The following is a 22,510-nucleotide window of genomic DNA, read 5'->3' as shown; positions in this document are numbered from 1 at the left end:
TGCGCGCTGCATGAAGTACCCCGTTCAATCTGCTCGTGCTTCGGCGGTGACGATCTCGTGCTCAGCAACGATGGCTATCAGCTGTTCGTAACCCTCGGTCAGTTCTCGATCATCCGGCTTGAGCGCGACATCCAATTGCTCATGCCCGCTTACGACGTATGTCTGCCGCGGCGCGACTGCTCGAACAGCGGTGTCGGCGGTGAGCAGGACCCGTGCGAGATCTTCTCGAGCTTTGACTTCCCCATCGACGCCTTTTTCCCGCCGCAGAGCGACAAGGCAGGCTGTCTGTTCACCGGCAGTGCCGGCGTAAATGACAATCGCAGCGGCTGCGGCTGCGGCAATAACAATTCCTGCAGCGGCAATAATTCCTGCAGATAATCTATCTACCCGTTTACACGCAGTCGGCTGGGAGTATTTGCTCCCAGACGGCTGTAAATTCGCCGTTCTGTATGCCGGCAAGCCGATGGTTTTCGACTGTCCGTTAAAAATGAAGCCGTCGGCAAATTCGATCTATGACCTGAAGGATGCCACTGCTTCATTCTCGTTAAGAATACAGACGGCGGCTTCCTGATCGGCAGCTTTGCAACCGGTATCTGATCACTGCCGCACAAACCGTTCGATCTGCTGAAAAAGTTTCTCTATTGACGCAAAAAGTCCCTCATCGACTGATGAGGGACTTTTGGCTTGTGCAGTTTTTGGTTCTGAGACTTCGCTTAGTACGCGATGCCCCAGACAACCATCTTGTTTGCAGGCTTGCCGCAGACCGGACAGGTATCTGCGATATGCTCCTGTTCGAACGGCATGCAGCGGCTCGGCATACCGGTCTCTTCCTTGACCTTCTCCTCGCAGGCGAGGTCGCCGCACCACATGGACTTGATAAAGCCGGTGTGCTCAGCAAGAATGGACTTCATCTCGTCAAGAGACTTCGCAGTGTATGTGTGAGCCTCGCGGTTTGCGAGCGCCTTCTCATACAGAGATTTCTGAATATCCTCCAACAGCGCCGGAATGGTCTTTTCGAGATCCTCGAACTTAACAACGGTCTTTTCGCGGGTGTCGCGGCGAACCAGTACGCACTGACCCTCAGCGATATCGCGCGGACCAACCTCCAGACGAAGCGGAATGCCCTTCATCTCGTACTCGGCAAACTTCCAACCCGGGGTATTGTCGCTTAGGTCGATCTTGGCACGGATGCCCGCTGCCTTGACCTGCTCGTACAGTTCGGTTGCCTTCTCCTTGACGCCTTCCTTGTGTGCCGCAACCGGAATAACAACCAGCTGGGTCGGAGCGATGCGCGGCGGCAGAACCAGACCCTCGTTATCACCGTGCGTCATGATGATTGCGCCGATGATACGGGTGGAAACGCCCCAGGAGGTCTGATACATATACTGCAGGGTGTTGTTCTTATCGGTGTACTGCATGCCGAATGCGCGTGCAAAGCCGTCACCGAAGTAGTGCGAGGTACCGGACTGCAGAGCCTTGCAGTCGTGCATCATGGCCTCGATGGTGTAGGTGTTCTCTGCACCGGCGAAGCGCTCCTTCTCGGTCTTTTCACCCTTGAGCACCGGAATCGCCAGCCACTCCTCGAAGAACTTTGCATAGATGTTCAGCATGCGCAGAGTCTCTTCCATAGCCTCCTCAGCGGTAGCATGAACGGTGTGACCCTCCTGCCACCAGAACTCACGGCTGCGCAGAAACGGACGGGTGGTCTTTTCCCAACGGACAACCGAGCACCACTGGTTGTACAGCTTCGGCAGGTCGCGCCACGAGCGGACGATCTTCGCGTAGTGCTCGCAGAACAGCGTTTCCGAAGTCGGACGAACGCACAGACGCTCCTCCAGCTTGTCGTTGCCGCCGTGCGTTACCCATGCACACTCCGGCGCGAAGCCTTCAACGTGGTCGGCTTCCTTCTGCAGCAGGCTTTCCGGAATGAAGATCGGCATTGCTACATTCTCGTGACCGGTCTCCTTGAACATGCCGTCCAGCGTGTGCTGGATGTTCTCCCACAGCGCCTGTGCGTACGGACGCATGATGATACAGCCCTTTACGGACGAATAATCGGCCATTTCGGCCTTTTTAACAATATCTGTGTACCACTGCGCGAAGTCCACGTCCATGGACGTGATCTCGCTGACCAGTTTTTTCTTTTCTGCCATTATTCTTCACCTTTCTGGTTCGCAATAATCTTATCTATTTTCTCTTGTTCGTTTTCCAGCGCATCGTTGCCCCAGATGTAGAATACATCATCGGTTGCAGACCGAACGGTAATATTTCCGTCTTTCAACAGGCAGGTATAGTGTCCGCTTCTATGGCCCTCTGTCGGAATAGCGATTGTGAAGCGAACAGCACCGCTTTTGACCGTCTTTACCTCGTCGATCAGAATGTCATCGAGTGTTGCAAGCGTGGTCTGCGTTCCATCCGGCGCGATACGCACGAGCATATCACCGGCCATGTATCCGATACCATCCGAATAGTATTCCGTCCGCTCAGATTTATCGCAGGAAACAGCATAATAAGCCCCATCGGCATCCTGCTTTACGCCGATGACCGGAGAGTCTGTCACCTGTACCAGACGGCCGTTCTCTTCGCGGTACAGCCCGGCTGTGCCCCAGAACAGCACACCGTCACTGCCAAATATCTGCGGTGCAAAATGCTTGCGCACCTCGGCATCATCCGACTGATACGCATTCGAGATGGTATAGCGATCTGTCTTTTGACCGTCCCAGTTATACGCCGTCAGCACGGTTTCGTCCGCCGTACATTTCTGCGTAACAGTCATGCCGTCATCCGTCAGCCGGCAGATACCCGCTGCCACGCCCAACGGCTCCACCCCTGTTTCAGTGAGCTTATAACCGGTCGTCTCGTCCGTGCAGATGATGCAGCCGTGTGCGCTCTGATAAACAGTGCGTTCTGCCCGCTGCTGCTGTGCTTCGGTCAGAGTCAGTTCGGTTTTGACCGTATCGCCGCGTACCGAGCACAGCGAATACGTTTCCGTTTCCTTGTTGAATACCAACAGATAGTCGGTTTCTCCGGCGCTGCCGAGATATTCCACAGAACTTTCTTTCGGCAGCGAGAGCACTTGCGTCAGCGCCATCGTCTTGCTGTCCATGCGGTACAGGATTAAGTCCGACTGCCTCATATCGCTCTGCGCATAACGGTCTGTACCGCTGACAGGCTGCACGCCATCAATCGGACACTGCGCCACTGTCACATCTGCAATCTGGCAAACGAACAGCGAAGCGATCAGGTTCCACTTGTCATCGTACTGGTAATCATTGCCGTAATCACGCGGCAGAACGTCCCATGCCGCATTTTTGAACTGCTTCGCTGTGAAAACGCCGTTGTCGATTAGCTTTTTCGCCACACTGAAGTCGCTTTCGTCGCCATTTTTCGCGTAGTTTGTACCGAGCAGCCGAGCCGAGAGCGAAACCGCATCTCCGCGGATAAAGCCCTCCTCGTCCGTCTGCCGTACCTCATCGTTATCGACAAAAGCCGTACCCTGATAGCTGTCCGCATCCAAATGTGCCCGGGTCAGAAAAATGCAATACTGGTCGCAGGTGACATTGCGCTGCGAGCCGTACTTTGTCGCGGAAACGCCCTTAGTCAAACCGTTCTGATACAGCCAGCCGACGTACTTGTCCGCCCACTGCGGCACATCGGCAAACGGGTGCTTCCAGTTCCCTGCCAGCGCGGTCTTTTCTGCGCCAAGCAGGCGGGTCAGCATCACCGAGGCCTCTGCGCGGGTCATGGATTTCTCCAGCGCAAAGCCCTTGTCGGTGCCTTTAAACAGCCCGAGATCGTAAAGCATCTGCGCCTGCGCTTCGGTATCGCCGGGATAGTTGTTGTCGATCGTACCGACCTGTGCCGCACCGGCGGCACAAGTCAGCAGACCTGCCATCAGACACGCGGAAACAAATTTTTTCATGCCGCACCCTCCCCGCATACATGACAAAACTCTATGAACCTTTTATTCTATTGTGACGGAGAACGGAATATCGCTTCCGCTCTCCGTTTTGCTACTTACTTCAGCTTATTCTCAACCTCATATGCGAGCTTCTCGATAAACTCGCCGGTCTCCATAGCGGTGGTCTCGCCGGTCTTGCGGGTACGAACCGAGATAACACCCTTTTCCTCGTCCTTGTCGCCAATGACGATCATATACGGAATCTTGTGAACCTGTGCTTCACGGATCTTATAGCCAATCTTTTCGTTGCGCTCGTCCATGGTTACGCGGAAGCCCTTATCAGTCAGCTGCTTAACAACTTCCTGTGCGCACGGAATATTGCGATCGGTCATCGGCATAACGCGAACCTGCTCCGGTGCCAGCCAGGTCGGGAATGCGCCTGCAAAATGCTCGGTGATAACGCCGATGAAGCGCTCAATGGAGCCGAGAACAACGCGGTGGATCATAACCGGACGGTGCTTCTCGCCGTCTGCGCCGGTGTACTCAAGCTCGAAACGCTCCGGAAGCTGCATATCCAGCTGGATGGTGCCGCACTGCCAGGTACGACCGATGGAGTCTGCCAGATGGAAGTCCAGCTTCGGACCGTAGAACGCGCCGTCGCCCTCGTTGACAACGTAGTCCTTGCCGATCTCGGTGATAGCCTCTGCGAGGGTCTTTTCCGCAAACTGCCAGTCCTTCAGTTCGCCCATGTGATCCTCCGGCATGGTGGACAGCTCGATCTGATAGGTCAGGCCGAAGGTGGAGTAAACCTCATCGAACAGACGAACGACGTTCTTGATCTCGTCCTTCATCTGATCCCAGGTCATGAAGATGTGGGCATCATCCTGCGTGAAGCAGCGCACGCGGAACAGACCGTGCAGTGCGCCGGACAGCTCATGACGGTGTACCAGACCCAGCTCGCCGACACGCAGCGGCAGCTCCTTGTAGGAGTGCGGCTGAGCCTTGTAGACCAGCATACCGCCCGGGCAGTTCATCGGCTTGATTGCGTAATCCTCGTCATCGATGACGGTGGTGTACATGTTCTGCTTGTAGTGATCCCAGTGACCGGAGCGCTCCCACAGCTTGCGGTTGAGGATCATCGGGGTGGAGACCTCAACATAGCCGTAGCGCTTGTGTACCTCGCGCCAGTAGTCGATGAGGGTGTTCTTGAGGATCATGCCGTTCGGCAGGAAGAACGGGAAGCCGGGGCCTTCCTCGGTCAGCATGAACAGGCCGAGCTCCTTGCCCAGCTTGCGGTGGTCGCGCTTCTTCGCTTCCTCCAGCATGTTGAGGTACTGGTCGAGTTCGTCCTTCTTCGGGAATGCGGTGCCGTAAATACGCTGCAGCATCTTCTTGGAGGAATCGCCGCGCCAGTAAGCGCCGGTAACGTTCATCAGCTTGATGCCGTTGCCCTTTACGCGGCCGGTGGAGTCCAGATGCGGGCCTGCACACAGGTCGGTGAACTCGCCCTGCTTGTAGAAGGAAATGGTAGCGTCCTCCGGCAGATCGTTAATCAGCTCTACCTTGTACGGCTCCTCGCGCTCTTCCATGAACTTGATGGCTTCCGCGCGCGGCAGCTCGAAGCGCTCAAGCTTCTCCTTCTCCTTGCAGATCTTACGCATCTCTGCCTCAAGAGCATCGAGGTGCTCCTGCGTGAAGGAGAACGGCGCATCAAAATCGTAGTAGAAGCCGTTGTCGATGGAGGGGCCGATGGCCAGCTTGACCTCCGGATACAGGCGCTTTACTGCCTGCGCGAGAATGTGCGATACCGTGTGACGGTAGGTGTCGCGGTATTCCTTGTTCTCAAACGTGTACTTGTTTTCTTCGGACACTTTTATTCAGACCTTTCTTGTAAAATCATAACGAGTGGAGTAATTGATAATGGAGAATAGAAAATAAAGGTATCCATCCACGGGACGGAATTTTATGACGCGCTTTGCGCGTAACCACAATTCTCAACTCCCCATTTTCAATTTTTCATTACTGCAGAGTAACAAAAAAGCGCTCACCCCTGTATTTCTCAGGGGTGAGCGCTTGCCCACGGTTCCACCCTGCTTGCAGCCCTTGCAGGACTGCCGCTCGGAGTTCTTAACGCGAACGACACGGCACAGCATACTGCGGTTTTCCGCTGTGCGGCTCGGGAATCGGTACTGTTTTCTCCGCATTGCGTGTGCTTGCAGCCGTGGCGCACGCTCTCTGCCAAATGCTTTTCGGAAAACAGGATTTCCGTCATTGCCTATAACTTAATAAATACAAATTTATTATAACGCTCATATCCGCGCTTTGTCAACCGATTTCGCATGAAAAATGAGGAATTGAAAAATGCAGGATAACATCATTCTCCATTACTGTGCCTTTGCCTTGGTAATTTTATCTGCAGCAAGCAAAATACCCAGCTTGCCGGACTCATACGTCAGGCCGCCCTGCATATAGCAGACATACGGCTCGCGCATCGGTGCATCGGCGGAAAGCTCAATGGATGCGCCCTGCACGAACGCGCCTGCAGCCATGATAACCTGATCATCGTAACCCGGCATTGCCCACGGCTCCGGCGTTACATAGGAATCGACAGGCGCACCGGCCTGAATGCCCTCGCAGAAGCGGCGCAGCGGGTCAGGCGCACCGAACGCGATGGTCTGGATGATGTCGTAACGCGGCTCCTCTGCCTTGGGGCTTACCTCGTAGCCGAGCTTTTCCATGACCTTTGCGCAGAACATCGCGGTCTTGATGGCCTGCATGGTGACATGCGGCGCCATGAACAAGCCCTGATACAGCAGGCGGTTCTGACCCATCGTACAGCCGCATTCACCGCCGATGCCGGGTGCGGTCAGCTTATAGGAGGCGTTCTCGACCAGATCGGCACGGCCTGCAATATAGCCGCCGGTCGGGGCCAGACCGCCGCCCGGATTCTTGATGAGCGAGCCTGCGATGATGTCCGCACCGACCTGCGTCGGCTCGATCTCCTCAGTGAATTCACCGTAGCAGTTATCGACCATGATGGCCGCAGTCGTATTAACCTCACGCACGGCCTTGCAGATTTCGCCGATTTCCTCAACGGAAAGCGTCTTGCGGACGCCGTAGCCGCGGCTGCGCTGGATGAATACCAGCTTGATATTCTCATCTGCCGCCGCTGCCTTGATGGCAGGCAGGTCAGGCTCGCCGTTCTTGAGGTCAACCTGCTTATAGCCGATGCCGTAGCTTTTCATACTGCCGCAGTAATCGCCGGTGATCGTGTTCTGCAGCGTGTCATACGCCGGTCCGGTGACGGACAGCACGGTGTCGCCGGTCTTGACGGCGGAAAACATCGCGCAGGACAGCGCGTGTGTGCCGTTTACAAAGCCGATGCGCACGAGTGCGGCCTCAGTACCGAAAATATCGGCGTAGATTTTGTCGAGCGTATCACGACCGTAGTCGTCGTAGCCATAGCCGGTCGTACCGGCAAACAGGTTGTCGGATACACGGTTCTTCGCAAATGCCGCCAGCACCTTCTCGGTGTTGCGGTCACAGATCTCCTCGAGACGCTCGAAATACGGACGGATCTCGCGTTCAGCCTCACGGCCGAGCGCACGAATCTCCGGTGAAATCTTAATATATTCAGGCATTTATGTGTAATCTCCTTCTATCAGAGTGAAGAGTGGAGAGTTAAGAGTGAAGATAACGAAACGGTTTCGCTGTCTCTCCACTCTGCAATCTCCACTCTCCACTTTTTCTATATAACGCTTTCGCCGTCCGGCAGCGTAAACAATTCACTGTCCGGCGTTTCCGTGCTGATTTCGCTGACGGTGACCTTGCGCGTCAGCGTATCGCCGTCATAAAACGACGCCTGCGCCAGCAGACCGCTGACCGTTGAAATGCCATATACACAGCGATAGCCATCCTGCTCAAATGTAACGGCAATACACGGTTCACCGTTAATGTCCTGCCGACCGGCAGCAGTCAGCTGTACTTCATCAGCCAGAACATCCTCGTAAGTCGGCAGCATAGCAGCTGCATCATCGGTAAAATCGCCGGCTTTGCCCTGATATGCAATGCTGTCCCCTGCATTCCACGCATACACCTTGCCGTCCGGAACGCGAATCAGCGTAGACTGCACCTGATTGTCACCGCCGAGTGTATCCGTGCGCATAACATTATCCCGCGCATAGCGATGGCAGTACAGAGCCGCCGAGCCGCCATCATAGTAGATCGTGTTCTCGATCCTGCTGCTGTATGCCGCCGGACGTGCGAGCGTCGCAATGACGGTCTTGGCGTTATTGATATCGATGGTAATATCATCCACGCTCTGCCCGGTGAGCAGCGCACTGCCTGTGCCAACCGTTGGCGAATCGCCCTCACTGCCGGGCAGGATAATGCCGGTGCTGCTGCCGTGCATCCAGCCGGAGGACAGCACAAAGCTGAGCACCACCAACAGCACGAGCACAGTAGCGCCCGCAGCCGCAATCTTCGGCGTAGTGTCCGGCAGATAGTGTTTCGGTGTGTGCTTCTCTTTTTTTACGGGTTTCACGGGTTAAACGGAGCCGGGCCGTCCTCGCGCAGACCAAAATACTGCTCGATCGCCTGCACGATACGCTGCGAGGTCTTTCCGTCGCCGTACGGATTGACAGCGTGCGCCATTTTTTCGTAAGCGTCCTTATCGTCGAACAGCTCGCGCGCGAGCTTAACGATATTGGCCTGCTCCACGCCTGCCAGCTTGACCGTACCTGCCTCGATGGCCTCCGGACGTTCGGTCTCGCGGCGCAGCACCAGAACCGGCTTGCCGAGGCTGGGCGCCTCCTCCTGCAGTCCGCCGGAGTCGGTCATGATGAGATAGCAGCGTGCCATCAGGTTGTGCATCTCGTCCACGGCCAGCGGATGGATGAGGTGAATGCGGTTATTGCCGCCGAGGAATTTCTCCGCAGTCTCGCGGACATACGGGCTGAGGTGCACCGGATAAACGAAGTGTACATCCGGATATGCCTCGCTCAGCTCGGCAATGGCGCGGCAGATATTCTCCATCGGCTCGCCGTAGTTCTCGCGGCGGTGCGCGGTAACGAGGACAACGCGGTTGTTCTCAAAATCCAGCGTCTTAAGCTGCTCATCACGGAACTCGAAATCCGGCTTTACGGTCATGTGGATCGCGTCAACAACCGTGTTGCCCATGACAAACACGCCGTCTGTGATACCTTCCTTGGCAAGATTATCACGGTTGCGCGGCGTCGGCGCAAAGTGCAGCGTTGCAATCTGACCGGTCAACTTGCGGTTCATTTCCTCCGGGAACGGGCTGTACTTATCATAGGTACGCAGACCGGCCTCTACATGACCGACCGGCACCTTGTGGTAGAATGCCGCAAGCGCACCGGCAAAGGTAGTCGAGGTATCACCGTGGACGAGCACGATATCCGGCTGTGCCTTTTCGAGCACCTCATCCAGACCGTGCAGGCTCTTCTCAGTAATGGTCGCCAGCGTCTGACGCGGCTGCATGATATTCAGGTCGTAGTCCGGCTTAATGTCGAAAATATCGAGCACCTGATCGAGCATCTCGCGGTGCTGCGCGGTAACGCACACGATGGACTCGGTGTTTTCATTCTGCTCGAGCGCATGCACCAGCGGCGCCATCTTAATGGCCTCCGGGCGGGTGCCGAAAACCGTCATTACCTTGATTTTATTCATCGTCTTTATCCTCCTTGTTTTCGGATGCGTGTTTGCTCCAGTGCTCCGCACCGTAAATGATGCATGCACCTACCAGAATTGCAGCCAGAACCGCCAGCAGCAACACGATCGCCTTAACCTCGCCGGACGAGGTGAGCACCACGGCGGTAAGACCGAGCGTTGCGCTGATAGCGTACAGAATAGCAACCGCCTGCTTCTGGTTGAAGCCCATATCGATCAGCTTGTGATGCACATGGCCGCGGTCCGGACTCATCGGACTTCTGCCTGCCGCCACACGGCGGATGATGGCATTGGCTGTATCGAAAATCGGCAGGCCGAGAATCAGGAACGGCACCGCAAACGAGATGACTGCGTAGAATTTGAACAGACCCATGATGGACACGGTTGCCAGCATGTAACCGAGGAAGGTCGAGCCGGTGTCGCCCATGAAGATCTTAGCCGGGTTGAGGTTGTACGGCATAAAGCCAATGCACGCGCCGGCGAGCGCCGCCATCGTGATGGCAATCGGCATGTTGCCGGTCAGCAGCGCAACAGCAAGCATGGTAATCGCCGCAATGGACGAAACACCGACCGCAAGTCCGTCCAGACCGTCAATCAGGTTTACCGCATTCGTGATGCCGACAATCCAGATAATCGTGACCGGCACTGCCAGAATGCCGAGATGGACAAACGGCGTATCCGACAGCGGATTCAAATTGGTGAACAGACCAATCTGCAGGTCGCCGATGCAGACCGGAATAGCTGCCGCTACAATCTGCACCACGAATTTCAGCTTGGCGCCGAGCGCCAGCACATCATCGAAAATACCGAGTGCGACAATGATGGCCGCTCCGAGCAGGACGCACAGCATGGTCTCATCGAGCTGCCCGAAAATCAGAATCGAACACAGGAAGCCGCCGTAAATGGCCAGACCGCCCAGCCGCGGGATCGGCTTTTTGTGCATGCGGCGTGCATCCTTCGGCACGTCGATCGCGCCGACCTTGTGTGCAAAGTTTTTGACCGGCGGTGTGAAAAAATAGCTCAGCACGGCAGCTACGGCAAACGCTGCAATAATCGTGCCGATGACAATATATTCAGACATGGTTTACTCCCTTTTGGCTCAGCGTGCGACAAAGCCTACCTTTCGATAAACCTTATCCAGCGTTTTGCGCGCCAGATAAGAGGCCTTCTGTGCGCCCTCCTTGTAGACCTGCTCCAGATAATCCTTGTTGTTCAGCAGATCGGTGGTCTTTTCACGAATCGGACGCAGCAGCTCGACAACGGCCTCGCCGACTGCGGGCTTGAACTCACCGTAACCCTTGCCGTCAAACTCGGCTGCCGCCTGTTCGATGGTCTTGCCGGTCGCCAGTGCGTAAATCTGTAGCAGGTTGGAAACACCCGGCTTGTTCTGCGGGTCAAAGATAATGCAAGAATCCGAGTCGGTAACCGCACGCTTGAACTTGCGCATAATATCCTCCGGCTTGTCCATCAGCAGGATGTAGCCGTTCGGGTTCGGGTCGGACTTGCTCATTTTGCTGTTTGGGTCAACCAGGCTGGTAATCTTGGCACCCTCGCCAACCTTCGGGTAGTAGCCCTCCGGAATGGTAAAGGTGTTCGGATGCAGATTGTTGAAACGGTTTGCAATGTCGCGGCAGATCTCGATGTGCTGGCTCTGATCCACGCCAACCGGAACAAGATCGGTCTGGTACAGCAGAATGTCTGCCGCCATCAGAACCGGATAGGTGAACAGACCGACATTGATGTTGTCCGCATGCTTGGCGGATTTATCCTTGAACTGGGTCATGCGGGAAGCCTCGCCGAACATGGTGAAGCAGTTGAGCACCCACGCCAGCTCCGCATGCGCGGGCACATGGCTCTGGATGAACAGAATGCTCTTTTCCGGGTCCAGACCGCAGGCAATGTACTGCGCGATCAGTTCAAGTGTTGCACGGCGGAGCGCCGCAGGCTCCTGCCGGACCGTGATGGCGTGCTGATCGACCACGCAGTAAATGCAGTTGTACTGCTCCTGCAGGATTGGGAAATTGCGGATAGCACCCAAATAGTTACCCAGCGTCAGCTTGCCGGACGGCTGCACGCCGGAGAAAATCGTTTTCTTCTGGTTATCGCTCATGTATATACTTCCCTTGCTTAGAATTTTTCGGTTCAATTCACCCCGAAAGGTTTCCATACTTAATTGTAATGATACCACAATTTATCATACGTTGCAACCATTCATAAAAAGGAGATAAGAGGCAGGAGAAACCATGCCGTATAGGCGAACCGTGTTCGCCTGTTCAAGCGATTTGCAAGGGGGAACGAAAAAGGGCGCACAATGTGCGCCCCTACGGTAAGCCGGCACGCAGGAAAATTCCTGCCTCCTAACTCCTCATTGATTGTTTACTCCGGTCTTTCTTTGACCTTCCGCAAAATAGCCCACTCGCTGACCTTGAACGGGAACGCAAAGTGTACGCGCATCTGCGGCACGTTGAACAGCTCGCGCTCAGTACCCTCGTCATCGGTGACGTTCTCCGCACGGAACACATACGGCGCCTGACCCGGCTGAATCAGCTCCAGCTCTTCCCCATCGAAAAAGCGGTTCTTGAGTGCGAACACGGCTTTGCCGCTGTCGTCACACTCGACCGGCATGCCGACAACCTCGTACTCGCGGATATACTGGCTGTCGCCGTAATGCTGTCCGTTTTCCCGATTGCCGAAGTAGAAGCCGGTGTAATACTCGCGGTGGCTGACCTTATTGACCTCATCGCGGCAGAACTGCGGCAGAACAAAGTTTTCCGGGTCCTTTTTATAGGTGTCGATCGCGGCACGGTATGCACCGGTGACACAGGCTGCATAGTACGCAGTTTTATTGCGGCCCTCAATCTTGAACGAGGTAATACCGGCCTTGATCAGCTCCGGAACGTGCTCGATCATGCACATATCCTTGGAGTTATACAGGTAGGTGCCGCGTCCGTCCTCCTCGACCGGGAAGAACTGCCCCGGACGCTTCTCCTCCATCAGAGAATAATTCCAGCGGCACGGCTGTGCACATGCGCCGTGGTTGGCGTCGCGGCCGGTCATGTACTGCGAGATCAGGCAGCGGCCGGAGTACGAAATGCACATGGCACCATGAACGAAGGCCTCAATCTCGAGTTCCTTCGGGGTTTTGGCACGGATTTCGGCGATCTCCTCAAGGGAAAGCTCACGCGCGAGCACGATACGCTCGGCGCCTTCATCCGCCCAGTAGTTTGCCGCCTCGTGGTTAAGAATACTGGTCTGGGTCGAGATGTGCACCGGAACCTTGGGCGCGTATCTGCGCGCCATGCGCAGCACGCCTACGTCCGCGATGATGAGTGCGTCCGCGCCTGCGTCCTGCAGCAGCTCCAGATAGGCCGGAAGTGCCGGAAGGTCGCGGTTGGACGGCATGATATTGACTGTAATGTAGCACTTGACGCCGTGCGCGTGCGCGTAGGCAATGCCCTCGCGCAACGCGTTATCGTCAAAGTTGGTTGCAGCGGCACGCATGCCGAAGCGCGTTCCGGCCATATAGACCGCATCCGCGCCGTAGGCAATGCCAAACCGCATTTTGTCCAGATCGCCTGCGGGCGACAGTAATTCAGGTGTGTTATTCACCGTTTGCCTCCGTTGTCGTCGTATCTGCCGAAGCGTTTGCAGCCTGCGCCTGTGCCTGATTAGAAGCCTCGATGTTGCGCTCGTGCTCCTCATAGCTGCTTGCAAACAGGTGCGAGCCGTCCGGCATAGCAACGTAATAGTAGTAATTGTTGTCCTCCGGATGGCTTGCTGCGTACAGCGAAGCATGACCCGGGTTGCAGATCGGTCCGGGCGGCAGACCCTCGTGGTTGTAAAGGTTGTACTCGGAATCCGACTTGAGATCCTCGTCACTCAGCTTGCCGCCGGTGCGTCCCAGACCATACAGAACGGACGCGTCCACCTGCAGATACGGGAACTCGGAGGAATTGTTCAGACGGTTGTAGATAACGCCCGCAATGCGTGCGCGCTCATCGTCACGCTGTGCCTCACGCTCGATGAGAGAGGCGATCGTGACAATATCGTGCATCGAGCGGCCGAGATTCTCCGCGCCGGACTTGATGTCCGCATCGTACTTGTTGCCAAAGTTGTTGAGCATCTTGTTGATGGTATCGACTACCGCAGCGTTGCCCTTGTATACCTCATAGGTATCCGGGAACAGATAGCCTTCCAGCCAGCCTTCCGCGGCCGGTTTTTCATCCTCAAGGAAATCGTGCTTGAAGGAATATTCATTCAGCACCTCATCCAGTGCATCCTCGGTGCAGATATGGTTGTCCAGCAGCACCTGACGGATCTGCGAGATGGAATAACCCTCCGGGATGGTAATCTGCACGGTCTCTGTGCTTGCAGTGTTGGTCAGCGCGTCTACGATCTGACCGTAGTCCATCGACGGGTTCAGCTGATACGCACCTGCCAGAACCGAGGTATCGGTCTGGTGCTTGAGCTTCAGATACAGCTTGAACACCGAATGATAATTGATAACGCCCTGGTCGTCCAGCTCCTTGGCGAGCGAGGATACCGAGGTGTTCTCCGAAACCGTGATCTCCTTGACCGCATCCGCCTTAACAAAGGCAAAAATGTCGTTTGCCATGAACAGCGCTGCAATCGACAGCACCAGCGAAGCACCGACTACTGCGATCATGTACACCATCGAGCCTGCACAGCCTGCGTTCATCCGGCGGCGGCTTCGGCGGCGTTTGGGCTGCTTCTGCGGCGGCTGCGGCTCTCGATCGTCATCGAAATGCTCCGGCGTGAACTGTTCAGGCACCGGGGGTTCCGAGCCCGGCAGCGGTACACGCCGCGTTTCATCGTTGTTAAAATGATTATCCATAATTCACCTCTCTGCGGGTCAGCCTCAGCCGATCCAGTAATTCAGAATGATTTTACCGGCAAATGCCAGCGCGAACACAATAAATCCGGGCTCTTTCACCAGCAGCCACAGGTCGTACCAGCCGGCGCTGACCTCAAAGTGCGGAATGGAACCGCGCGCCAGCATTTTTCCCAGTGTGTCCAGCGTTAAGAACACAAACAGCAGGAAAAAGAGCACAGTCAGCGGCAGCAGGATGTTCCAAATGCCGAACGGTGCATAGGTATCTGCTATCCACTGCATCACCACGGTGACAAATGCCGCAGCAGCATGGGAAAGTACCGCCGCCCATACGGTATCAAACACATAGGTCAGATAGGTAAACGCCAGTCCGGCGCAGAAGCCTGCCGCCAGATCAAGCGGACTGCCGTGCAGCAGTGCGAACACGATGCCGCCGAACAGCAGGCACGCCGAGGTACCGACTTCTTCACCGTATACGCTGAACAGCGCACCGCGTAAATAGATCTCCTCGACCAGAGCTGCTATCACAACGCCGATCAGCAGCCGCCATGCAAACGACATACCGCCGAGCGGCATCGGCAGGGATGCAATCGTCAGCCGGAGACCGGTATGCGCCAGCAGACGGTATTCCAGCATGTTCAGGCTGAGGGCGGCAAATGAGGTCGCCGCGCCCATAAACAGGATAAGCAGCCAGCCGCCCTTACGCGGCATTTTGAATGCAAGCCGCTGCTTAAAGCGCTCCCGATCCATACCGGGCAGCGCCATTGCAAGCGCCAGACCGAAGCACACGATCTCACCGAGCGCCATCAGCGACGGCGGCAGATTGAAGTGTGTGATCAGCTTTTCCATGCCTGTCAGCAGGCAGAAGCACACAAACAGGCTGAGGCCCGGCAGCAGTGTGCGTTTATCTTGATTCATCGGTGCGCAGCACCTCTCTTTCGGTGATAATGTAATGACAGCGGCGATCGAACGCCTCGCGCGGCAAAGTTGCGCTCATGCGCTGAGATGCACACAGCGCCGCACAGACCGCGTTTGTCCGGCTGAGAAACCGGTCATAGTAGCCGCCGCCGTAGCCGAGACGGTACCCTTTTCTGTCGCACGAGAGCGCAGGCGCAAGAATCAGGTCGATGTTCTCCGGTGCAATCTCCGGCGCCGTGTCGGACGGCTCCAGGATACCGTAGTGACCGGTCCGCAGCTCGGAGAGCGCGGTGATTTTCCGCGCGGTCATGCTGCCGTCCTTGCCGCACAGCGGCACGCAGACCGTCCTGCCGGACGCAAGCGCGTTTTCGAGTACCATGCGGGTGTCAATCTCCTCAGCAGTCGAAACATAGCAGAAAATGCATTCTGCCTGCTGATAGAACTCGCTTTGCAGAATGTTCTGTGCGATGGCGCGATCAATCGCCTGCTTTTCCGCAGCGGACAGACTTGCCCGTTCGGCAAGATAGCGCCCCCGCAGCGTTTTCTTATCCGTACACATGATGTACGACCGACTCTGCAACTTCGTCTGCCTTGGCCTTGCCGAACAGCGCGGTAATCAGCTCACACGCGAAATCCAGTGCGCCGCCGACGCCGCAGCCAGTGATGATCCTGCCATCGGTGACTGCGTTTTTCTTTTCCGGGGTCGAACCCTTCATGCCGTCCTCCATGCCCGGATAGCAGGTCGCCTTTTTGCCTTCGAGCAGGCCCATGCCGCCCAGAATGATGGACGGAGCCGCGCAGATCGCCGCAATGTACTTGCCTGCATCCGCCATCGTGCGAACCGCATCGGTAACACGCTTGTCCGCGTACAGGTTGGTTGTGCCCGGCATGCCGCCCGGCAGAATCAGCATATCTGCCGTTGCGAGGTCAACCTCGTCCATGGACAGGTCGGTTACGACATTGATGCCGCGTGCACCGCACACGGTTGCACCGGTCACACCGACCAGCCTGGTCTCCACGCCTGCGCGGCGCAGAAGATCGACCGGAGTCAACGCCTCGACTTCCTCGAAGCCCTCTGCCAGTAATACATATACCATGTTTGTCACACCTTTCAGTTGAGCATTAAATTCATATATCCAGCGGTTTCATCCGCTTCTTCATGCCATTTGCATACACCGAGTGCGGTTTCCGCGCCGATCTCCGTCACGGCGAGCATATCGCGCCGCAGCACGTCCAGCAGACCCTGCAGCTGCGCGTCATCTGCGCCGAGCAGCTCCTGCGCATTGTCCTCCCAGCAGAACGCATAGCCGGTGAGCGTTTCATCCTCGAACCAGCCATACACGCCCGCGCCGAGCGTGTCGAACAGCGCAAGCTGCGCGTTCCAGTACGCCATGTCCCGCTCGATGCGGCATTTCGGCACCAGTTTGTCATACAGCGCCGCCAGCGCAGGCACATCCGCCGAGGTCAGCCGCCGAGGTGCTTCGTGCTCCCCTGCCGTGCGGGTAATCTCCCGGCGGGAAATATAGAAGAACGGCTCGTAGCCGAACGGTTTGTAAAAATCAAACAGCCACTTTTCTGCCGGAATGAGCACGGACGCAATGCGTCCCCCCTGCCTGTCCAACTCGAACGAGCGCTCGAGCAGCCGCGCCATATAACCCTTGCGGCGATGCTTCGGGTCGGTGCATGCACCGTAAATATACGTTGCCTCGCGGGAGAGGCCGTCCACCGTCATGCGGTACGGGAGCATCTGCACCATCGCCACGAGCGTTTCGCCCTCAAGACACAGCAGCGTATATTTCTCTTTATAAAAGTGCGCAAAGAAATAGTCGTTGAAGCCGCCCTCATCCGGAAAACAGGTTTCCCAAAGGGCGCGAACGGCAGGAAAATCGCCCTTTTCTGCAAATCGCATCATTTCTGATTACTCCTTAGGCACAGCCATATACTTGATGCCGCGCATGACCGGATAATAGGACTTTTTCGCCTTGCGCAGACCCTCGAGTCCCAGATCCTCCTCGCGGTTGACGTATTCCACATCATTGCAGTTGCGCTGTACGAACTGCTGGTTGATCATCTGGTACGCGCCCTGAATCGTGTGGTCGGCCTTTTCAATCTGTACCACGAACATATCCGGCGTAGCCTTGCAGCCGAATGTGAACGCGATAACCTCGCCATCCAGCCGGAGCAGTCCGCCGCGCAGATTCAGGTAGTTGAAGTTGTGGAGCGCCTGCACGATTGCGCAGGTCTCGCCCTCAAAGTCGCGCTCATGCGCACAACCGTTCAGGTTGCACCAGTGCACATGGAAGGCGAACGCATCCTTGCTGTTGTCCCTGCTCATGTCCTCGTAGCTCCAGCGGCCCTCATAGGCGGTCTTGAAGCGGTTGACGAGGTTGCGCTTGCTCTGCAGCTTTTTGCCGGACAGCGTGCGCAGCTTTTCCGCGAGGTAGATATAATCGTCACCGTCCTCGCTGTCATGCGAGAACGTGAACTTGCCCGGACGAGCGGCTTCGATACGCTCGATCATCGGCTCAGCGACCGAGACGATGATGAACGGAAGACCACGTTCAGCGGCATCCTGCTCGAGCGCATCCAGTGCAGCGCCGAGGTCGCCCTGACCGACAGGCGCAAGATAACAGTCGTGCCCGCCGTCCAGCGGAGACATTTTCACCAGCATAAAGCCATCTTTGAAGCAGATCTGCGTATTGTAGTGGCTGCGCCACATGAAAAGATCGACAAAGCAGCGCTCGCACAGATGATAGTTGTAATGCGAGCCGCAGTGCTCGACCGTTGGTTTATCTTCTAAAGTAATTTCTCTAAACGGTAACATATAATGCCTTTCTCAAGATTGATTTGAGGATTACTTACCCTCGCGCAGCGCCTGATAGTGCGCGCGCACTTCTGCGGCCTTGCCGCAGGACATTTTGCCCTCTGTGCAGACACCGTCCACGCAGGCCGGTCCGCAGTGACCGAACAGCGTCGGCGCAACAGCGTATACCTGCCTGTACATCTCCTCGGCAAGCGCACGGATCTCCCACTGGGCGCGATTGCAGCAGCGCAGGCGGAAAAAGTTCTTGAGGCTGCGGGCGTTCGCCGTCATGACAATGCGGGTCGCGCAGGCGTTCGGCAGAACGTAGCGTGCGTCCTCAATGGCGTGCTTTTCAGCCTTGCTGCGGGCGGTCTTCTCCGGAACGCCCTGCTCGAGCAGATCCTTGAGGTAGCCTTCCATCAGCGCGGTCGTCAGTTCCTCGTAGGTACGCTGATCGTCCTCCATCGCCTGAATAAATTTTGCCCGGGCAGCCGGAATTTTATCAATCTCCGGCGGAACAACATACTCGAAGCCCTTTTCACGCACATAGCGCTGGCTCTGTACCGAGAACGATGCAATGCGGTGGCGCGTGATCTGCGCCAGCAGAGAACGCGATACACCCTCGATTGCAAAGGTGAACGACACATGCTCGATCGGGCTTTCGTGGCCGATCTCGGAAAGCATGTTGACAAAGCTCTCGGTCTTTTCCTCGGTCAGACCATCCAGCACGCTGTCAACGTCCGTGGAGGAATAGCAGTTCTTTGCTGCAGCCGCGACCAGCTTTTCCGGGTCCGGCGTGTAAGCAAGCAGTTTTACTTTCATTCTTGTCACTTCCCCTTTCTGCCAAACAGCCGCTCCTTGATAACGATGAGCAGAAATTTCGGCAGCTTCATCATACGGCCGATACGGCTGGGCTGCTTGAGCAGGCGGTAAAACCACTCCAGACCCAGCTTGATGAAAATATCCGGCGCGCGCTTGGCAACGCCTGCAAACACATCCAGCGAGCCGCCGAGACCGCAGAACAGTGTGCTGTGGATATCGTCCATGTTGTCCGCGATAAATTTCTCCTGCTTGGGCGCACCCAGACAGACGAACACAACATCCGCACCGCCTGCGGCGTTGATGCTGTCAACAACCTCCTGCGGGTCGGAGAAATAGCCGTCATGCGTGCCGGCCAGCACCAGTCCCGGATACTTTGCACACAGGTTCGCACCTGCTTTTTCGGCAACACCGGGCTTCGCACCCAGCAAATACAGGCGCATGTTCTCCTTGGCCATCGCGGCAACAAGGCTCTCGGCAAATTCGATGCCGGCTACCTTGCCCTGCAGCTTTTCACCGAGGATCTTCGCAGCATAGATGATGCCGATGCCGTCCGGCAGGACAAGCGTCGCATGGTTGACAACGCCCATGAATTTTTCGTCATGGCGGCAGAGATCGACGATCTCCGGATTCGGGGTAACAACGTAGCCCTTCTGCCGGGAACGGATCTTGCTCATTGCAAGCTCAACAGCCTGCTGCTTGGTAACGGCGTGAAATTGCACGCCCAGAATAGAAGCAGTATTCATCTTCGTATCTCCCATATTTTCCAGCCTTTTATTTGGCGGTAAACATTCCTAATCTATTATATTATACAGCAGCAGACTAAAATCTGCAAGTCCAGCTTGCAGAGAGTGAGGAGTAGATAGCGATAAACGTATCATGCAGGGTGGACTGACCCCGGCCCGCCGCCTGTAAGTATGTGCAGATCGTTGCGAACGGCGGCATGAGGTCATGCCGCCCTGCGATATGCCTTGGCAAACATCGTTCTCTTTCCGCATAGGCTGTTAAGGGGAGGTGAACCCATGGAAGAACTGACGCAGTATATCAAGGCGGATTTCGCGGTTCTGGTGGCGGTTTTATACTGCATCGGACGCGGACTCAAGGCAATACAGCGGTTTCCCAATCAATTTATCCCTCTGGCACTCACGTTCTGCGGGATCGGACTGGCTTGTCTGTCAGTCGCATCGCGCTATGCCAGCTACGGCAACTGGGCAGCCGCTCTGTTTGAAGGTGTGGTACAGGGTGTCCTGTGTACAGGCATGTCGGTCTATCTGAACGAAGTCATAGCACACTGCAGTTCAAACAAAGGAAACGACCCGCCGAAATAACACGCGCAAACAAAAGAAGAACGAAGTGTTCCAGCAATCTCAACGGCTTCGGATTTCCGAAGCCGTTTTCATTTATCCTTACTTGCAGCGGCAGGCAATTTGCGGTACAATACCCATATAAACTCTGTCCCCTGCTTTGGGACACCAAGGAGAGAGACACGCCTTGTACGATTTACAAACTCTGATTTTTTACGCCAAGGAGAAAAACACCTCCGATGTGCATTTGACCGTTGGTCTCCCGCCGATGCTGCGTATCGACGGTGAACTGCGTACCCACGGTGACGTACCTCTGACTGAGCAGGATGTGCAGGATGCGGCGCAGCAGCTTGCGGATGAGCATCAGCTGCACGAGCTGAAAACCATCGGCGAGTCCGACTTTGCGGTGACGTTTGCCGATTCCGTGCGTATGCGCTGCAATCTGTTTCGCCAGCAGCACCACACGGCGCTGGCGCTGCGTCTGCTGCCGATGGAAATCCCGACTGCGGAGCAGCTTCGCCTGCCGGATATCATTATACAGCAGGCCGAAAAGCCGCGCGGACTGGTTATCGTTACCGGACCGACCGGCTCCGGTAAAAGTTCCACGCTGGCGGCACTGATCGACCATGTCAACCGCACCGCGGCACGCCATATCATCACGCTTGAAAACCCGATCGAGTATGTACACCCGCGCATTCGCTCAATGATCAACCAGCGTGAAATCGGTGCGGATACGGACAGCTTCGCAAGCGGCCTGCGAGCAGCTCTGCGGCAGGACCCGGACGTTATTCTCGTCGGTGAGATGCGCGATCTGGAGACCATTTCGACCGCTATCACGGCTGCCGAGACCGGTCACCTTGTATTCGGCACACTGCACACCAAGGGAGCTGCCGGTACGATCGACCGTATCGTGGACGTATTCCCGCCGGAGCAGCAGGAGCAGATTCGCATTCAGCTTGCCGAGGTGCTTGAGTGCATTGTCTGCCAGACGCTCATACCGCGCACCATGGGCGGCCGCGTAGCCGCATTTGAGATTCTGACCGGCACTTCTGCCGTGCGCAACCTGATCCGTCAGAACAAGTCGTATCAGTTGATCAGCACCATGCAAACCGGCCGCAATCAGGGTATGATGCTGATGGACGATTCGCTCGGGGAACTCGTCCGCAGCGGAGAGGTCCGCATCGACGATGCCGCTGCAAAGGCAGCCGACCCGGAAGCGTTTCCGCAGTCTGTCTTCCGATAAGATAACAAATCCCGCGTTGAATTTCACGCGGGATTTTTATGGCAATACCGCATAAAGGAGCCGCGGCTTTAATTATGCGGTGTTGTCTTATGCTTATTTTGCTTTGCGCCTGCTTTGGAAGCAGGATGCCGCAGGTTCACTCTTACGTTAATTTTCCATTCTCAATTTTCCGCAACTCTACGGAACGTTCATTGTATTCTCCTCCGTTTTCCGTATAATAGAATGCAAGGGAGGTGATCCGAATGGATCAGGTAAAAACCGGCAGACTGATCCGCGCTCTGCGGACAAAACTGGGACTGACACAGCTTGCGCTGGCCAAACAGCTTGGTGTCAGCGACAAAGCGGTATCCAAATGGGAGCGCGGGGGTTCACTTAGATAAAGATACCACACCATTCCCACGCTGACTTTTGCTCAACCGATACAGCCGGAGGGCTGGATAACAAGAAAAGGCGGTATGCGCCCCGTGGATGGGTAGCGTACCGCCTTTTCTTGTGGGGGTTTCCAAAGGGGGCAACGCCCCCATTTGGCACACGACTTTGCGAAGCAAAGTGTAGTGTGTTATACGCTCTGTCGGCGTTGCCGTGAAAATGCCGTTGCCGCCGGGGAGGGCAAGGGCATTTGAAGCGGCAGGAAAACAGGGTTGTGCTTGTGTGGCGTGGAGCCGCAAGCGCAGGTCTGTTTTCATCAGCAGACAGGGCGTATATGAAAGCCCCCGTCCCTCGTCCTACGCTCCGACTTGTGGACAAAATGTCCCGAAGTTGTGGCCACACTCCCGGAAAATCAGCAAGACAACGGGCAACCGTCAAGGCTGAAATGAACGGATTTACACCCGGCCTTGACCGCCACCCGCCGTCCCGCTGAATGAGTGGACAAGGCGGCCAATCCCGCAAAGTGCTTGGCCGCTCTCTTTCTGATTTTGGAGCGTTTTTCTCTAAAAATTGAAATGGGCGGGAAGCCATTTTAGGGCTTTCCCGCCTTGAT

At 56.1% G+C, this 22,510-nt stretch carries 21 protein-coding genes; 4 read left to right on the top strand and 17 right to left on the bottom strand.

The features are described 5' to 3' along the window. The first annotated feature begins 57 nt into the window (after positions 1-57). Entirely contained in the window at positions 58-378 is a 321-nt protein-coding gene (locus tag PGY33_RS11060) for a hypothetical protein (RefSeq protein ID WP_118481227.1), read from the top strand. Between the two features lie 335 nt (positions 379-713). On the opposite strand, the gene proS is transcribed toward PGY33_RS11060, so the two are convergent. The 17 genes from proS to PGY33_RS10975 all read right to left on the bottom strand — a co-directional run bounded on the left by proS (position 714) and on the right by PGY33_RS10975 (position 19,727). Continuing rightward, positions 714-2,153 (bottom strand): proline--tRNA ligase, encoded by a 1,440-nt coding sequence (gene proS / locus PGY33_RS11055; RefSeq protein WP_118647379.1) that lies wholly within the window; start codon positions 2,151-2,153, stop codon positions 714-716. Next, positions 2,153-3,922 (bottom strand): S-layer homology domain-containing protein, encoded by a 1,770-nt coding sequence (locus PGY33_RS11050; protein WP_270478649.1) that lies wholly within the window; start codon positions 3,920-3,922, stop codon positions 2,153-2,155. The genes proS and PGY33_RS11050 overlap by 1 nt, the downstream gene beginning before the upstream one ends. Positions 3,923-4,017: 95 nt before the next feature. Next, on the bottom strand, positions 4,018-5,772 hold the full coding sequence (gene thrS, locus PGY33_RS11045; protein ID WP_270478648.1) for a threonine--tRNA ligase: 1,755 nt from the start codon (positions 5,770-5,772) through the stop codon (positions 4,018-4,020). Between the two features lie 513 nt (positions 5,773-6,285). Beyond that, positions 6,286-7,542, bottom strand: a complete 1,257-nt coding sequence (locus PGY33_RS11040; protein WP_270478646.1) for a methionine gamma-lyase family protein — start codon at positions 7,540-7,542, stop codon at positions 6,286-6,288. Between the two features lie 107 nt (positions 7,543-7,649). Beyond that, on the bottom strand, positions 7,650-8,444 hold the full coding sequence (locus PGY33_RS11035; RefSeq protein ID WP_270478644.1) for a hypothetical protein: 795 nt from the start codon (positions 8,442-8,444) through the stop codon (positions 7,650-7,652). Beyond that, a complete protein-coding gene (gene wecB, locus PGY33_RS11030; protein ID WP_118358843.1) occupies positions 8,441-9,589 on the bottom strand; it encodes a non-hydrolyzing UDP-N-acetylglucosamine 2-epimerase in 1,149 nt (382 codons plus the stop codon). The genes PGY33_RS11035 and wecB overlap by 4 nt, the downstream gene beginning before the upstream one ends. Then, positions 9,582-10,670 carry an MraY family glycosyltransferase gene (locus PGY33_RS11025; protein ID WP_117491700.1) on the bottom strand — a complete coding sequence of 363 codons (1,089 nt, stop codon included), beginning with the start codon at positions 10,668-10,670 and terminating at the stop codon, positions 9,582-9,584. The genes wecB and PGY33_RS11025 overlap by 8 nt, the downstream gene beginning before the upstream one ends. Before the next feature lie 18 nt (positions 10,671-10,688). Beyond that, positions 10,689-11,699, bottom strand: coding sequence for a tryptophan--tRNA ligase (gene trpS / locus PGY33_RS11020; protein WP_270478642.1), 1,011 nt, complete (start codon positions 11,697-11,699; stop codon positions 10,689-10,691). Positions 11,700-11,965: 266 nt separating this feature from the next. Continuing rightward, positions 11,966-13,198: a peptidase U32 family protein gene (locus PGY33_RS11015; RefSeq protein WP_270478640.1), complete on the bottom strand. Its 1,233-nt coding sequence runs from the start codon at positions 13,196-13,198 to the stop codon at positions 11,966-11,968. Next, the gene (mltG, locus tag PGY33_RS11010; protein ID WP_270478638.1) at positions 13,191-14,444 is read right to left on the bottom strand and encodes an endolytic transglycosylase MltG; all 1,254 of its coding nucleotides are present in this window, start codon (positions 14,442-14,444) and stop codon (positions 13,191-13,193) included. The genes PGY33_RS11015 and mltG overlap by 8 nt, the downstream gene beginning before the upstream one ends. Before the next feature lie 24 nt (positions 14,445-14,468). Next, the gene (locus PGY33_RS11005) at positions 14,469-15,359 is read right to left on the bottom strand and encodes a CPBP family intramembrane glutamic endopeptidase (protein ID WP_270478637.1); all 891 of its coding nucleotides are present in this window, start codon (positions 15,357-15,359) and stop codon (positions 14,469-14,471) included. Then, positions 15,346-15,939 (bottom strand): 5-formyltetrahydrofolate cyclo-ligase, encoded by a 594-nt coding sequence (locus tag PGY33_RS11000; RefSeq protein WP_270478635.1) that lies wholly within the window; start codon positions 15,937-15,939, stop codon positions 15,346-15,348. Before PGY33_RS11000 ends, PGY33_RS11005 begins: the two co-directional genes overlap by 14 nt. Continuing rightward, complete coding sequence (locus tag PGY33_RS10995) at positions 15,905-16,456, bottom strand: DJ-1 family glyoxalase III (RefSeq protein ID WP_270478634.1); 552 nt, start codon at positions 16,454-16,456, stop codon at positions 15,905-15,907. The genes PGY33_RS11000 and PGY33_RS10995 overlap by 35 nt, the downstream gene beginning before the upstream one ends. Positions 16,457-16,470: 14 nt before the next feature. Then, positions 16,471-17,271: a GNAT family N-acetyltransferase gene (locus PGY33_RS10990; protein ID WP_270478632.1), complete on the bottom strand. Its 801-nt coding sequence runs from the start codon at positions 17,269-17,271 to the stop codon at positions 16,471-16,473. A gap of 6 nt (positions 17,272-17,277) precedes the next feature. After that, positions 17,278-18,183 (bottom strand): DUF2156 domain-containing protein, encoded by a 906-nt coding sequence (locus PGY33_RS10985; protein WP_270478630.1) that lies wholly within the window; start codon positions 18,181-18,183, stop codon positions 17,278-17,280. A gap of 30 nt (positions 18,184-18,213) precedes the next feature. Then, on the bottom strand, positions 18,214-18,984 hold the full coding sequence (gene thyX, locus PGY33_RS10980; RefSeq protein ID WP_270478628.1) for an FAD-dependent thymidylate synthase: 771 nt from the start codon (positions 18,982-18,984) through the stop codon (positions 18,214-18,216). Between the two features lie 5 nt (positions 18,985-18,989). Then, positions 18,990-19,727 carry a WecB/TagA/CpsF family glycosyltransferase gene (locus PGY33_RS10975; protein ID WP_117751751.1) on the bottom strand — a complete coding sequence of 246 codons (738 nt, stop codon included), beginning with the start codon at positions 19,725-19,727 and terminating at the stop codon, positions 18,990-18,992. Positions 19,728-20,003: 276 nt separating this feature from the next. On the opposite strand from PGY33_RS10975, the gene PGY33_RS10970 reads away from it, so the two are divergent. The 3 genes from PGY33_RS10970 (at position 20,004) to PGY33_RS10960 (ending at position 21,908) form a co-directional block, all read left to right on the top strand. Further along, the gene (locus tag PGY33_RS10970) at positions 20,004-20,309 is read left to right on the top strand and encodes a phage holin family protein (RefSeq protein ID WP_118481242.1); all 306 of its coding nucleotides are present in this window, start codon (positions 20,004-20,006) and stop codon (positions 20,307-20,309) included. Positions 20,310-20,472: 163 nt separating this feature from the next. Continuing rightward, on the top strand, positions 20,473-21,528 hold the full coding sequence (locus tag PGY33_RS10965) for a type IV pilus twitching motility protein PilT (protein ID WP_118761154.1): 1,056 nt from the start codon (positions 20,473-20,475) through the stop codon (positions 21,526-21,528). Between the two features lie 242 nt (positions 21,529-21,770). Beyond that, the gene (locus tag PGY33_RS10960; RefSeq protein ID WP_330673827.1) at positions 21,771-21,908 is read left to right on the top strand and encodes a helix-turn-helix domain-containing protein; all 138 of its coding nucleotides are present in this window, start codon (positions 21,771-21,773) and stop codon (positions 21,906-21,908) included. Positions 21,909-22,510 lie beyond the last annotated feature (602 nt).

The sequence above is a fragment of the Butyricicoccus sp. AF18-9LB genome (assembly GCF_027684505.1).
GTDB lineage: Bacteria > Bacillota > Clostridia > Oscillospirales > Butyricicoccaceae > Agathobaculum > Agathobaculum butyriciproducens.
Note: the sequence above shows the minus strand (reverse complement) of the source record. Positions and strands in the feature narration are given on the sequence as shown.